16 protein-coding genes and 1 riboswitch are annotated in these 13,627 nt (G+C 37.8%); of the genes, 6 read left to right on the top strand and 10 right to left on the bottom strand.

Annotated features, from left to right (window positions below; genetic code table 11):
• Positions 1-188: 188 nt before the first annotated feature.
• Complete coding sequence (locus tag CA730_RS16275) at positions 189-1,634, bottom strand: serine/threonine-protein kinase (protein WP_096668853.1); 1,446 nt, start codon at positions 1,632-1,634, stop codon at positions 189-191.
• Between the two features lie 163 nt (positions 1,635-1,797).
• Positions 1,798-2,154 (bottom strand): STAS domain-containing protein, encoded by a 357-nt coding sequence (locus CA730_RS16270; RefSeq protein ID WP_096671584.1) that lies wholly within the window; start codon positions 2,152-2,154, stop codon positions 1,798-1,800.
• Positions 2,155-2,595: 441 nt separating this feature from the next.
• On the opposite strand from CA730_RS16270, the gene CA730_RS16265 reads away from it, so the two are divergent.
• Positions 2,596-3,225 carry a DedA family protein gene (locus CA730_RS16265; protein WP_096668851.1) on the top strand — a complete coding sequence of 210 codons (630 nt, stop codon included), beginning with the start codon at positions 2,596-2,598 and terminating at the stop codon, positions 3,223-3,225.
• 103 nt (positions 3,226-3,328) lie between these two features.
• Here the strand turns inward: CA730_RS16265 and CA730_RS16260 are convergent, their stop codons facing one another.
• Positions 3,329-4,528 (bottom strand): argininosuccinate synthase, encoded by a 1,200-nt coding sequence (locus tag CA730_RS16260; RefSeq protein WP_096668849.1) that lies wholly within the window; start codon positions 4,526-4,528, stop codon positions 3,329-3,331.
• 137 nt (positions 4,529-4,665) lie between these two features.
• Here CA730_RS16260 and CA730_RS16255 point away from each other — a divergent pair, with 137 nt between their 5' ends.
• Entirely contained in the window at positions 4,666-5,604 is a 939-nt protein-coding gene (locus CA730_RS16255) for a glycosyltransferase family 2 protein (protein WP_172891204.1), read from the top strand.
• A 205-nt stretch (positions 5,605-5,809) separates the two neighbouring features.
• On the opposite strand, the gene psbN is transcribed toward CA730_RS16255, so the two are convergent.
• The 5 genes from psbN to CA730_RS16230 all read right to left on the bottom strand — a co-directional run bounded on the left by psbN (position 5,810) and on the right by CA730_RS16230 (position 8,097).
• Positions 5,810-5,947, bottom strand: coding sequence for a photosystem II reaction center protein PsbN (psbN, locus tag CA730_RS16250; RefSeq protein ID WP_027402855.1), 138 nt, complete (start codon positions 5,945-5,947; stop codon positions 5,810-5,812).
• A 123-nt stretch (positions 5,948-6,070) separates the two neighbouring features.
• Positions 6,071-6,715: an aminoacyl-tRNA hydrolase gene (gene pth, locus CA730_RS16245; RefSeq protein WP_096668845.1), complete on the bottom strand. Its 645-nt coding sequence runs from the start codon at positions 6,713-6,715 to the stop codon at positions 6,071-6,073.
• The gene (locus CA730_RS16240; protein ID WP_096668843.1) at positions 6,712-6,972 is read right to left on the bottom strand and encodes a TatA/E family twin arginine-targeting protein translocase; all 261 of its coding nucleotides are present in this window, start codon (positions 6,970-6,972) and stop codon (positions 6,712-6,714) included. Before CA730_RS16240 ends, pth begins: the two co-directional genes overlap by 4 nt.
• Positions 6,973-7,127: 155 nt before the next feature.
• A complete protein-coding gene (gene psbH / locus CA730_RS16235) occupies positions 7,128-7,331 on the bottom strand; it encodes a photosystem II reaction center phosphoprotein PsbH (protein WP_096668841.1) in 204 nt (67 codons plus the stop codon).
• Positions 7,332-7,710: 379 nt separating this feature from the next.
• Positions 7,711-8,097, bottom strand: coding sequence for a GxxExxY protein (locus CA730_RS16230; RefSeq protein ID WP_407919805.1), 387 nt, complete (start codon positions 8,095-8,097; stop codon positions 7,711-7,713).
• 685 nt (positions 8,098-8,782) lie between these two features.
• Positions 8,783-8,879: riboswitch (TPP riboswitch) on the top strand.
• Between the two features lie 7 nt (positions 8,880-8,886).
• Between CA730_RS16230 and thiC the strand changes: the two genes are divergently transcribed.
• A complete protein-coding gene (thiC, locus tag CA730_RS16220; RefSeq protein WP_096668836.1) occupies positions 8,887-10,260 on the top strand; it encodes a phosphomethylpyrimidine synthase in 1,374 nt (457 codons plus the stop codon).
• Positions 10,261-10,349: 89 nt separating this feature from the next.
• Here the strand turns inward: thiC and CA730_RS16215 are convergent, their stop codons facing one another.
• Both CA730_RS16215 and CA730_RS16210 read right to left on the bottom strand, forming a co-directional pair.
• Entirely contained in the window at positions 10,350-10,763 is a 414-nt protein-coding gene (locus CA730_RS16215) for a putative toxin-antitoxin system toxin component, PIN family (protein WP_172891203.1), read from the bottom strand.
• On the bottom strand, positions 10,753-11,001 hold the full coding sequence (locus CA730_RS16210) for a hypothetical protein (protein WP_096668834.1): 249 nt from the start codon (positions 10,999-11,001) through the stop codon (positions 10,753-10,755). Before CA730_RS16210 ends, CA730_RS16215 begins: the two co-directional genes overlap by 11 nt.
• Before the next feature lie 880 nt (positions 11,002-11,881).
• On the opposite strand from CA730_RS16210, the gene CA730_RS25715 reads away from it, so the two are divergent.
• The 3 genes from CA730_RS25715 (at position 11,882) to CA730_RS16195 (ending at position 13,625) form a co-directional block, all read left to right on the top strand.
• Positions 11,882-12,280: a hypothetical protein gene (locus CA730_RS25715; RefSeq protein ID WP_231939863.1), complete on the top strand. Its 399-nt coding sequence runs from the start codon at positions 11,882-11,884 to the stop codon at positions 12,278-12,280.
• Between the two features lie 219 nt (positions 12,281-12,499).
• Complete coding sequence (locus tag CA730_RS16200) at positions 12,500-12,982, top strand: OST-HTH/LOTUS domain-containing protein (protein WP_096668832.1); 483 nt, start codon at positions 12,500-12,502, stop codon at positions 12,980-12,982.
• On the top strand, positions 12,924-13,625 hold the full coding sequence (locus CA730_RS16195) for a DUF3825 domain-containing protein (RefSeq protein WP_157750004.1): 702 nt from the start codon (positions 12,924-12,926) through the stop codon (positions 13,623-13,625). Before CA730_RS16200 ends, CA730_RS16195 begins: the two co-directional genes overlap by 59 nt.
• Positions 13,626-13,627 lie beyond the last annotated feature (2 nt).

Raw genomic sequence — 13,627 nt, 5'->3', positions numbered from 1 at the left:
ATTGTCATCCGGAGTCTGGGAACGAGATAATGGGTTTATTAAAAGATTTGGATTTGATGTAGGGGTAGCGCCCCCGTGCCTACCCCTACCCCCTTGGGCAACCACGGGGGGATTGCCCCTACCGTGTTTTTGGGGCAACCACGGGGGGATTGCCCCTACCCGTGTTTTTATTGATATTATAGATTAATTTAATCAATCTGTAATGACTTTATCATATCTTCTACAGGTTTAATCAACTTATCATAATCATCTATGGGTGCAGTATAAGCAATTAAATAAGCTTGATTGTTTCTCAAAGTCATTACATACATATTTTTGATTTTTTGTTGTTCATTTTTACCAGTGACAATTATTTTTTGTCCTGTTTGATTTGCGATAATAGTTGAACTTCTTTCTATGATATTTGATGATTCTAGGTTACTTTTGATCATCCTCTCCTGGTCTTCCCCGTAATTTTCTAAAGTTCCCGAATATTGAGAACTACTAATAATCAATCTAGCTTTTTGTTGAGGTTGAATAAATGTAACTATTTTACCAATACCAATGACAGAGATAGGAGTTTCGTCCGCGAACCAACATTCAGGATATTCAATTTCTATATTATGTTCCTTATTTTTATAAGTTGCTAATTTTCCATCACATTCAGAAATAGGACGGTTTGGAAATACAATTATTCCTATGATTACGATTAATCCCAAAGGGGCAATTTTCAGGAATAAATGATAAATTTTAGGTGGTAGTAATGGACTTTTTCTAGATATTATAGATATTTTTTGTAATGCTGTTAATACTTCTGTTACTGTCTGATAACGGTCTCTATGATCAGATTTGACCATTTTATCTAAAATGTCTGCAAGTTGATCACTAACTTTAATTTTACTATAATAACGCCAACTTATTTCTTGGTTATTGTTATCATTATTGATATCTTTAGCCTCCATTCTTGTAAGTGCTTCAATTACAATCATTCCTAGAGAAAAAATATCACTATTGAATTCTGGTTTACCTTCTCCTTGTTCCCTGGGTGCATATCCTTTAGTGCCAATTCTTGTAGGATTATAATTACCATTCTCTTGGTTAATAAGTTCATTACCAATTATTTGAGTATCATCTTCTTGGTTATTAATTGGTTTAACAGGTTTAACTATCCCAAAATCAATGATGACTATTTTATTATCTATTTCTTGTCTCATGACATTACTTGGTTTTAAATCACGATGAATTACACCTTCACCATGAATATATTCCAATACTTCCAGAATATCTTTTAATAATTTAATAACAAATGCTTCACTGATATTAGTATTGGTAGATGTAGGTGGTAATTCTTTCGTTAAATCATGTCCTTTAATAAATTCTTGAACTATGAAAAACTGTTGATTTTCCGTAAAAAACGCTAAAAGTTTGGGTATTTGTGGATGATTGAGTTTTTGTAAAATTCCTGCTTCTCGTTCAAACAATTCTTGAGCTTTTTCTAATTGCTCTGGTTTTGTAGTTAATGGTGTAAAATGCTTAACCACACAAACGGGAGACCCAGGACGTTGAGTATCCTTGGCTAAATAAGTAGTTCCAAATCCACCCTGTCCTAACCTGGTAGTAATACAATAGCGTCCGCCTATAGTCGTACCTATCATCAGATTCACACCCCACCTGATTCCTTATTTTGGGAAATATGCGGTTAATTATCGCACATTTGTCGCCATATTGGCGAAACTATTTGAGAGGTTAATTAATTTCAAATCCCCAACTCCTTAAAGAAGTCGGGGATATTAAAAGATATAAAAATACTGATTTAGTCTAAACTCCAGTTGCTACTAGCTGTTGATTGGTAACAGGAGTGAAAATATCTTCGTAACTTGGGAAAATTTCAAATACTGAATCAAGCTGGGTAAGTTCCAAAATCAACTTAACTGGAGCTTTAACGTTGCAAAGAACCAACCGACAACCACTTTGACGCGCTGTGGTAAGTCCCTTGACAAGTGGAACCAATCCAGAACTATCCATGAAATCTACTTCTGATAAATCTATAACCCAGAGTTGGTGATGCTGAGGTTCAATTGCAGCCATCTGTTCGCTCAAGATAGTACCACTATCGAGGTCTATACTACCTTGGGGTTTGAACAAAATTACTTGGCGTTCTTGTGTAAGAGTCATAAATTTAACTGAGTATTTAAAACACAAAAGAAAGGGCAAACTGACATCCATACTGTTTATAATTCAACCGCATAATGACTGTTTTCGCAAAGTTTATGAGAATTAACAGCAGCACAGTTGAAAAAATCTTTTTCAGTATTTATGCCGTATAATTTGTTTATATGTCTTTCTAGTATAAGCATAATTTACCGTTAATTTCGGTAACGAACTTATCATTATCTCAAATTACTATAGCAATCCGGTTTGATTAGTGATTGGTGATTGGTGATTGGTGATTGGTCATTGATAAAAACTATTCTTCTTTCTTCTTCTTCCCCCTGAACTCCTGACTCCTGAACTCCTGAACTCCTGAACTCCCCCTATTGCGGTTTGATTGACACCATAGCCAAAAGCAAGCAAAGATATGGTAAAGGTAAAAATTTGTAAACTCGGTGGTGCTGGATGTCTTTTGAGCTACTTTCACTAGAAAACATCCAAGAAATTGCTCATAATTATGGTTATTTAGCAATTTTTTTGGGAATATTGCTAGAAAATTTGGGCATTCCTCTTCCTGGCGAAACCGTAACCATTGTTGGTGGTTTTCTTGCCGGTAGTAATGAATTAAATTACTGGCTGGTTCTCGGTAACGCTGTGGGGGGTGCTGTAATTGGCGGCAATTGCGGCTATTGGATAGGTAGAGTTGGTGGTTGGCCTTTTCTGCTGCAAATTGGCAAGATTTTCCGCATTTCCGAAGTCCGACTACTAAGTATTAAAGAGCAATTTACAGAAAACGCCGCTAAAGCTGTATTTTTTGGCCGCTTTTTTGCCTTATTGCGGATTTTTGCTTCACCACTTGCAGGTATAGCGGAAATGCCCTTCGGTAAATTCCTAATTTATAATCTAGCTGGAGCGACTGCTTGGGGTAGTGTCATGGTGACATTAGCTTTTTTCGCGGGAAGAATTATTTCCCTAGAACAATTGGTAGCCTGGGTCAGTAAATTTGCAATTTTGGCGTTACTGATTTTAGTTGCTGTGATTGCTGTACCAATTTGGTTAGAGTCCCGCGAAGTGAAACAGCAAACTGAGGAATAGGTAACAGGTAACAGGTAATGGGTAATGGGTAATGGGTAATGGGTAATGGGTAATGGGTAATAAATTATTTCCAATCACCAATCACCAATCACCAATTACCTAATTACTTATTCTGCTGCGCCCAAATACGGGTAGGTAGTCCCCAAACGTAGATGAAGCCTTCTGCGGCTTTGTGATCAAATTGATCTTCTGCGCCGTAGGTGGCTAAATCGGGAGTGTAAAGAGTATTGTCACTCCAACGCCCAACTATGACGGCGTTACCTTTGAAAAGTTTTAATCGCACTACACCAGAAACTCTTTCTTGTGTTTGTTGAATAAAGGCATCTAAAGCTGCTTTAAGTGGACTATACCAAAGTCCGTTGTATACGATTTTGGTATATGTTTCTTCTATGCCTCGTTTGTAATGACTGACATCTGCTGTTAAGGTGAGGCTTTCTAAGTCACGGTGGGCGTTAATCAGAACTATCATGGCCGGTGATTCGTAGATTTCCCGTGATTTGATGCCTACTAACCGGTTTTCAATCATGTCAATCCGCCCAATACCATGATTTCCCACAATTTTATTGAGTTGTTCAATTAACTCAACAGGCTCTTTTGATGTGCCATTGATAGTGGTAGGAAGCCCTTTTTGGAAGCCAATTTCTAGATATTCCGGTTCATTGGGAGTATCAGCTATGGCTTTGGTCATTTCATAAATTTCTTCTGGCGGCTCGTTTGCTGGATCTTCCAATGTACCAGCTTCAATACTGCGACCTAGCAAGTTTTTATCTATACTGAAGGGAGATGATTTTTTCACGGGTGCAGGAATACCAAACTTCTCACCATAGGCGATGGTTTCCTCCCGACTCATACCCCATTCTCTGGCTGGTGCGAGGATTTTTAGGTTAGGGTTGAGCGCTGTACAGGAAACATCAAAGCGTACTTGGTCGTTACCTTTCCCTGTACAACCGTGAGCGATCGCATCCGCACCATATTTCGCAGCGGCTTCTACTAGAATCTTAGCAATCAAGGGACGAGCCAGGGCTGTACCCAGAGGATAGCGGTTTTCATAGAGCGCATTGGCTTGAATCGCTGGAAATGCGTAGTCTTTAACAAAGATATCCTTAACATCCGCTACCAAGGATTCACTTGCACCGGATTTGAGAGCTTTTTCTCGAATTGGTTCTAATTCATCTCCCTGACCTAAATCTGCTGCTAGGGTAATTATCTCTTCCACTCCCCACTCTTGCTTGAGATAGGGAATACAAACAGAAGTATCAACTCCACCAGAATATGCTAGAACAACCTTTTTAGCGCGACCCATGAATTTCTCCACTTAGGAAAACAAAGAATGAGTCATTATTATATCTGACTTGCCTAGCGTATATTTTCTTGTGCAACAGTAACTTTGTTATATTTGTCTTATTCTCAATATAGGCAGTAGTTTTTTTGGGTGAAACTGTGTTTTTTAGTATTGTCATTCCCACTTATAATCGCTTACCAATTCTAGAAAAGTGCCTCCGCGCTTTGGAGAGTCAGGAGTTAAGCCGCAAAAACCATATAGAAGGTTATGAAGTTGTGTTAGTAGATGATGGTTCTACTGATGGTACACTAAATTGGTTAGCAACGCATAGAAATGAGTTTCCTCATGTCCGCTGCTTTGAACAAAATCATGCAGGTCCAGCAGCAGCGCGAAATTTAGGGGTAGAAAAAGCGCAAGGTGACACAATTATTTTTATTGATAGTGATTTAGTGGTTTTGTCTAATTTCCTCCAAGCTCATACAAATGCTTTGGTACAGGGAAGGGAGAAATTAGGAAGCAATAGTTTTTTTACTTACGGTGCTGTAATTAATACTTGTAATTTCACTAATCCTACGGATGAACCTTATAAAATCACAGATTTTTCCGCCGCTTTCTTTGCTACTGGTAATGTGGCTATTCCCAAACATTGGTTAGAAAAAGCTGGATTATTTGATAATGGGTTTCAACTTTATGGTTGGGAAGATCTAGAATTAGGTGTTAGGTTAAAAAACTTGGGCTTAAAATTAATTAAATGTCCTGAAGCCGTTGGCTATCACTGGCATCCACCATTTAGTTTACAGCAAATTCCTAAATTAATTGATCAGGAAATTCAGCGGGGACGCATGGGAGTTTTGTTTTATCAAAAACATCCTACTTGGGAAGTAAAAATGATGATTCAAATGACCTGGTTTCATCGTCTATTATGGGGGATTCTTTCTGTAAACGGATTATTGAATGAAAGAACTATGTCTCCGTTATTACAATGGTTAATTAATATTGGTAAACCGCAATTGGCTTTGGAAATTGCCCGGATTTTCTTGAATTGGTATAATGTCAAGAGTGTTTATGCGGCTTATGCTGAAACAAAAAGTAAGTAAATCAAATTTATATACATCCTAGCTCATTAGGGTGGGTATTCCCCACCATGATCCATCATGTTATACTCAAAACGGTTAAAAATTGGACTTTTTTATAACACAAAGAACAAGTTCAAAACCTCTCCCCGCAGCGGGGAGAGGTTTGGAGAGGGGTTCCATCTTTCTTTAAACTATGAACCGTTTGTAGTATAAATTAATAACCCTATTAATCATCGTGATCATCAAAAGGATCATCTAATTCCTGACTTGGAGGTCCAAAAGATGTATAAATTGCCATACCAGTAATAGCAACCAATGCCGAGCAAAAGGCAATTCCAAGCACCGTAGCGGGTTCTAAGTCCATAAATTTAGATACATATTATGAAAGCCATATTTATAGAATATTACAAAATTTAACTTATCGCACATTGTCCCGGAATTCAGGAGTCAGGATTCCTAACTCCTTCTCTGAACAAGCAACCACTCATCAAGAATCAATACCAGTAAAATTCTGGGTATTACAAAGATTCATTGCCTTTTCTACTCCCTGTTTGAAACTAAATTCTCCACACTCAATAACAAAGCTTAAAACCTGAGACATAACTTTATTCTCAGCAGCGGAAAATCGTCCCAAAACATGAGAAACAGTATGAGAATTATCCCCATCTATTGCGCCCTTTGGTTTACCTATGCCAATTCGCAATCTGGGGAAATTTTGGGTATTTAGATGAGAAATAATGCTTTTCATGCCATTATGTCCACCTGCAGAACCGGATAAACGTAAGCGAGTTTTACCCAAAGGTAAATCTAAATCATCATAAATGACTAATACTGATTCAGGCGGTATTTTGTACCAATTTGTCACAGCTTGAATAGCTTGTCCTGAAAGGTTCATATAGGTTAAGGGTTTGAGCAAGCGGACTTTACCCTTACCGGCTGCATTCCCTTCACCAAACTCTCCTTGAAACTTGCGATTTTCAGCTAGAGAGATTTGCCAAGCGCGAGCTAGGGTATCTATAGCTGCAAAGCCAATATTATGACGAGTTTGATCATATTTAGGCTCTGGATTTCCCAGTCCAACAATTAGCTGGGGAATTACCAAAACCATTGGTTTTACTTGTTCATCTTTCATCCTTGTATATTTTCTGGCTGGTTTTTTCCAGCTTCAATGTGTTTATGTTCTAATTCAGCGGTTGTTTGCACAGTTTCTTTTAATTGTTCAGATTCTTTTTTGAACTCGCTTTGAAATTCATTAGAGGCTTCTTGAAAACTGCGAATAGTTTTCCCCAAACTGCGACCAATTTCTGGTAACTTCTTCGGTCCAAAGATTAATAATGCAACTACCATAATGACACCCATTTCTGGTAAGCCGATACCAAATATATTCATTCTTCTCTCCTGTATACAGAAAAACCGCCACAACTACCTTATAGCTTTGGGATCTAGATTAATTTTATCGCTATTTTTAGGCATTTTTTTTGAATCATAAAAAAACCCGGACAAGCCGGGTAGGTAATCATGTTAGCTTGATGGCTGGATAGCCATTAGCCGCCTAAACTGCGCCAATCAACAAGGACATCCTGAATTAACAGAGACTTGTTATAAACTTGGAGAATAATTAGCAGAAATACCAGAAATAAACCCATAAACACACCCATTAAAGGTGTTGTTCCCCAACCTGGAGATACCTTACCATACTCAGCATTTAAGGGTCTGAGAATATCTCCCAACCTAGTCCGTTGTGCCATAGTTCACCTAAGAATTAGTTGCCAAAGCTTTTTTTAATTTTTTTAGACATTCCTAAACCTTTACAGGCGGAGGATTCCTGGTTTGAACTTGCCTGTTTTAGATTAGTCTAATCACAGGGTTAACAGTTCATAATTACTCGTGTGCTTGCCACAAATAATTACCCAAGCTGTTATCCGATGCTGGATAACTTCCCGGTTGTCTCACGGTACATGGATGAATCCAAAAGCTGTTCTTAAATTATCGCAGTTTGTGATCTTTGTTTAGCGATATTGCTGGAGGTTTTCGCCACATTTACAAAAATACATGATTTTGGCTGGACTGATACGGTTATGGAGGAATTAACGAACCGCAGAGGCGCAGAGTACACAGAGGGAAGAGTTAGAGAGAGAGGGCTATGCGTTTGATACCGTCTTTGAGGAGGGGAACATTAAAGTTGATGAGGAGTCCTAAAGTGCGCTTGGTTATTTTGAGGTAGGAGAGAAGTTGAGCTTCGTGAATGGGGGCTAGGGTTTGCACAGCTTTTAATTCTACAACTAAACAGTCTGCAACTAAAAAATCTAATCTACCTCTACCTACATCATGTCCTTTATATGTCAAGCTTATTGACTTTTCAACCTCATGATGTACACTCCGAATCATAAATTCAACCACCAGTGCCTCCTTATACACCTCCTCCAAAAACCCAGGACCCAAAACCCGGTGTACCTCAATAGCAGCCCCAATAACCTCCCCCGTAAGCTCATTTATATCCTCTCCCAAACCTATTACCTCCGTGTCCTCTGTGCCTGGAGTGGTTCGTATTCATCACATAATTCTTGCAAAAATAACTAATTACCAAATTAACCCAATTATCACCTCTACCAAATCTCTTACCTCTGTGTCCTCTGTGTCTGGAGTGGTTCGTATTCATTATAACTTCTTCTCACACACTGATAAGAAATGTGTACTGTGTTCTGAAGAAAAAGCCGGAAAATTAGCTTTTTATTACATCTTTACTATCAACAGGAAGAAGTAATATTTAATTTATTCACAGGCGAAAAACGCGAAAATCCCAAAGCCTTAATTAGAAACTCTTGCGAACCATCTAATTTTTCTAACCTTCTAGCTACAGCATAGTAATTGCTAACTTACCCGCCTAGCACTGAAGTGTAAGGCTAATAACAAAAGTCGTCTCAAGACGACTGAAAAAAGAAAAGATTGGAGTCCGTTAAAAGGGACTTTCGCTATTAGGCTGGGGTTTCAACCCTAGTACAGGTCGGCAGAAATAAATAGACCATTCCAAACTACTGGAAAGCTCATTGTATATTCGTTTTGACTTTTGACTTTTGACTTTTGACGAACGCCCTGCGGTACTAGGCGGTTTGTGTAACCAACTACAAATCCTCCTTTCCCCATATCTTCACGATTTATCATCCCCCTCCCTCCAATCATCACCAAAATGCTACAATCTACACCATGCTAGGGGTGCTTGGGAAAACAAGCTGAGATCAAACCCTTAACACCTGAGTCTGGATAATACCAGCGGAGGGAAGCTGTTTATTTGAGGATTGTAATATGCGGACAGAATGGGTAGCCAAGCGACGTGGACAAAAGAACGTATCGCAAATGCACTACGCTCGCCAGGGTGTGATCACCGAAGAAATGCAATACGTAGCCAAGCGGGAAAACCTGCCTGCTGAACTTATCCGCGCCGAAGTTGCACGGGGACGGATGATTATCCCTGCGAATATTAATCACACCAACTTAGAACCGATGGCTATTGGTATCGCTTCTAAGTGCAAAGTTAACGCCAATATCGGTGCTTCTCCCAATTCTTCCAACTTGCAGGAAGAAGTTGATAAACTCAACCTGGCGGTAAAATACGGTGCTGATACCGTTATGGATTTATCCACAGGTGGCGGTAATTTAGATGAAATTCGTACCGCAATTATCAATGCTTCACCTGTTCCCATTGGGACTGTTCCAGTTTACCAAGCTTTAGAAAGTGTTCACGGCACTATTGAAAATCTCACCGCTGACGATTTTCTCCATGTCATCGAAAAACACGCCCAGCAAGGGGTAGACTATCAAACTATCCACGCGGGAATTTTGATTGAACATTTACCTTTAGTTAGAAACCGGATTACAGGGATTGTTTCTCGTGGTGGCGGAATTTTGGCGCGGTGGATGTTGCATCACCACAAACAAAACCCCCTCTATACCCATTTCAACGACATCATTGAGATTTTTAAAAGATATGATGTTTCTTTCAGTTTGGGCGACTCCCTGCGCCCAGGATGTACCCATGATGCCTCAGATGAAGCTCAGTTGGCGGAACTGAAAACTCTGGGAAATCTCACCCGCAAAGCTTGGGAACATGATGTCCAGGTAATGGTGGAAGGTCCGGGTCACGTTCCTATGGATCAAATTGAGTTTAATGTCCGCAAGCAAATGGAAGAGTGTTCGGAAGCACCTTTCTATGTTCTTGGTCCTTTGGTTACAGATATTGCTCCTGGCTATGACCATATTACATCGGCCATTGGGGCTGCTATGGCGGGTTGGTATGGGACAGCGATGTTGTGTTATGTGACTCCTAAAGAACATTTAGGTTTACCTAATGCTGAAGATGTGCGTAATGGCTTAATTGCTTATAAAATTGCGGCTCATGCAGCGGATATTGCTAGACATCGCCCTGGTGCTAGAGATAGGGATGATGAACTTTCTAAAGCTCGCTATAATTTCGACTGGAATCGTCAATTTGAGTTATCTTTAGACCCAGAAAGAGCGAAGGAATATCACGATGAAACTTTACCAGCAGATATCTATAAAACTGCTGAGTTTTGTTCCATGTGTGGACCTAAGTTCTGTCCTATGCAGACTAAGGTTGATGCTGATGCTTTGACTGAATTGGAGAAGTTTTTGGCTAAAGAACCTGTAGCGCAAGGTTAAATACTGAACAACCAGATCCCCGACTTCTTAGAGAAGTCGGGGATCTGAGGACATCAATATTAAAATGTAAAAATCTATAAGCGAACAAATTAAATTTCACCCAAAAATTTCTGAACCGATAAAATATCAATCTGTTTAAATGGGTGAAGAATCAGCAAATCTTCATCACCTGTAATAATACATTGAGCTTTGCCACTCACAGCTAATTCCAGGTATTTATTATCTTTAGGATCTCGACATTCATTGATTTGTTCAGTAACATTAATAAACTCGATAGTTTCTACTAAATTATCTATTAATTCCCTCCGTCTTTCTAAGGTAATATAACGGTTGAATTTTGGTCTTGATAAAACTTCTTGTAACTCGGCAAAAACAGCAGCACTTAACAAGATAATACCTACATCTTGAGCTTTATCTAATGCCTGACGTGGTTTACTTTGACTAAATAAAAATGCACTTACGAAAACATTTGTATCAAATACAAAACGGCGTTTATTTATCATCTTGCAAAATAGATTTTAAAATTTCAGGAGTTAAACCATTAGCTTGTGCTTCTTGACTGGCTTTATCCATCGTATTTCTAAGTTTTTGAAGTGCTTCTTTACTATTTTTTAATAAATTTGACTCCATAATTAATGCTAACTTTAGCTGAATTTGTTCCTGTTCTTCCTTAGTACTGCGACGATAAGCTTCAGCAATATTTGATGGTACTTTGATGATTATTTCTTCTATCGTATTCATATTTTTACCATTTTTATTCTTCCTATTCGACAATTATAATCTAATTTTTGAATTGCTGCTGGCTTTTGTGAATTAGTTTAACTTGTGGGGGTAAACCACTTTTAAAACTATGCTTTCGGTAGTATAATAATTATTATACAATATTTTTCATGTTTATTGTGATTTTTGATATAATCAAATGACTCGACAATCTCATGACTAATTTGCTAAAGAATATCTAGAGGAATTATTAACACCTCTAGGAACAATTAAAAAAAGTGAAAAGGTTAAACGTGAAATTCAAGAAATTGATGTTTGGTTTGAACCCTTTTCCAGGGGAAACGCATCTAAATCTTATTGACAAAATACCATTTTAATGTATAAACCAATAAATCCCTATTTATCGTTTGATTGATTTTTTCAGGATCATAGTGATGGACTAAAGTATTGTCAATAAGTGGTCGTTAATGCGAATATTTTGGTCATTATTGAGATTGAATCACCCTTATTGATAAGATGCGTTTCCCCTGAACCCTTTTCTGATCAAAATCAGGAAAATCTCCCTTTAGGTTTATTAGGGAAGATGGCAAAAACTCAATGTTTATTTGAGCCTTTTCGCAACCCACCATCAGAAATATAAATTCGTAGTTGTTTACTTAAATTATATGCTGTTCATGGCGATATAGTTAGGAAAGCAAAACGCGAAAACAGAAATATTGCTGAATCAGAATTGCCGATTTTATGGATTTTAACACCAACTTTTTCATCTCGGATGATTACCGGTTGAGGTGCAACTGAAATTGCAGAAGATTGGGTTGAAGGTGTTTATTTTCTACCGAATATCCTGAAAACAGTAATAGTTGCTATTCATCAATTACCAGTAAATGAGGATACGTTATGGTTGAGAGTTTTGGGAAAAGGAGGAACACAGAAAAGAGCAGTTGAGGAATTAACGGAATTACCAGAAAATAACCCTTTTCGAGAGAATTTGTTAGAAATTTTAGCGGACTGGCGCAAGAATTTAGAATTGAGAGATAATTTAAGTAGGGAAGAAGAGGAAGTAATTATGAACTTATCACCGGCTTATTTACAACAAATAGAAGATTGGAAGCAAGAGGAACGATTTTCTTTGATAACTTCTCTTATGGAAGGGCGTTTTGGTAGTTTGGATGCTGAGTTATCTGGTTTGGTGGAAAAGATTGCTAATATTCCTATTTCTGAACGCACTCAGTTACTTCTTTCTTTGGGTAATTTATCCCGTGAGGAATTGTTACAAAGATTGAGGAATGAGGAAGGTTAGGGTAGTATATTTCTTGGCAGTTTGAGGAGATTTCCCAAACTGCTGATTTTTGTTTGATGCTGATGCTTTTACGGAGTTAGAGAAATTTTTGCCGAAATAACCTGTAGCCCAAGGTTAAGATAATTTTCATTAAACATCGTTATTGGGTTAAACCTGGTAACGATGTTGTGTATAATACTTGTGAATTTGATCAACTAGATAAACAGGATAAGGGTGAAAATGAGTCAACCAGACATTCGCAGTATAATCATTAAATCTGCCCAGCAATGTAAAACGCAAGAAGAAGGCTGGTTCTATTTATCGGATTTTGGCAGCTTTCTGAGTCAAGCATTTGATTTTAAATCTACAGGGTATTATTTAAACCTATCCCATTTCCTAGGGGATTACCCTGATTTATTAGAGCTAAAACAAGATGAATCCTCTGAAGTTCCTGTTACTATGGGAAGGTTGATTGAAGAATCTTCACAAGTTATAAAACATGGTATCCCAGCAATAAAACTAAAAGTTAAACAAAACAGTAGACGAATTTCGATTGCTAAAAATGCACTTTTTGAATGGGCTTGGCTTGGTGATCTGAGCAAAACTTTAAATAAGCTGCGAGAACTAGCTCTTGATGAACAATGGTTTTATGGCGATAAACCAGATGACAAATATCCTATTTTGCACAAGTATTTATTTTATACTATTTTATACTTTCTATAGGCTCACTAAAGAAGAAAATAAAATTCTTACGACAGAAGAATTTGCCACGTTTAATACTGGCTTGGTTGACAAGTATTATGAACCTATTTTTGCACTTTTTAAGAAAAGTAAAACTATGAGACAGCAATGGGAACTTTCTGATTTTTGTATAGCGGGTCAAGATTGGGCTGGAAAAACGCTAGTGCGCCAATTTATTAAGATGCCAGAACAAGCAAATTATTTTAGTAATACAGCAGATATGCTGTACAATACTTCAGTAGGAGAACCAACACTTGATTATCAGCATATTATAGTAGACAATACAGATCGCCTCCCTTTAAATTTTCTTGAAAAGAATCTTCCTGAAAACTTTGTTGTGGAAGATATAACAAAAATGGATTATCAGACTAAACGTTCTTACTTTAAAAGATTTGGTGAAGCACTTAAAGAAGATACGCAAGCATTTAGAGCCATTAAAGATAGATTAGATGCTGCCTTAAAATTGGCTATTAAACGGGTGAAATGGAATTATAAAACTGCCATTCCAATGTATTTCCCAACTAAAAATATTATGTCTCTTTTACTACCATTAGCCCTTGTTGATGATAATAAAGTTGATATTGCATTAGTAACAGAACTAGGACTTACGCAAGTGTCACACTAAAA

This window comes from Dolichospermum compactum NIES-806 (genome assembly GCF_002368115.1).
Taxonomy (GTDB): Bacteria; Cyanobacteriota; Cyanobacteriia; order Cyanobacteriales; family Nostocaceae; genus Dolichospermum; species Dolichospermum compactum.
Note: the sequence above shows the minus strand (reverse complement) of the source record. Positions and strands in the feature narration are given on the sequence as shown.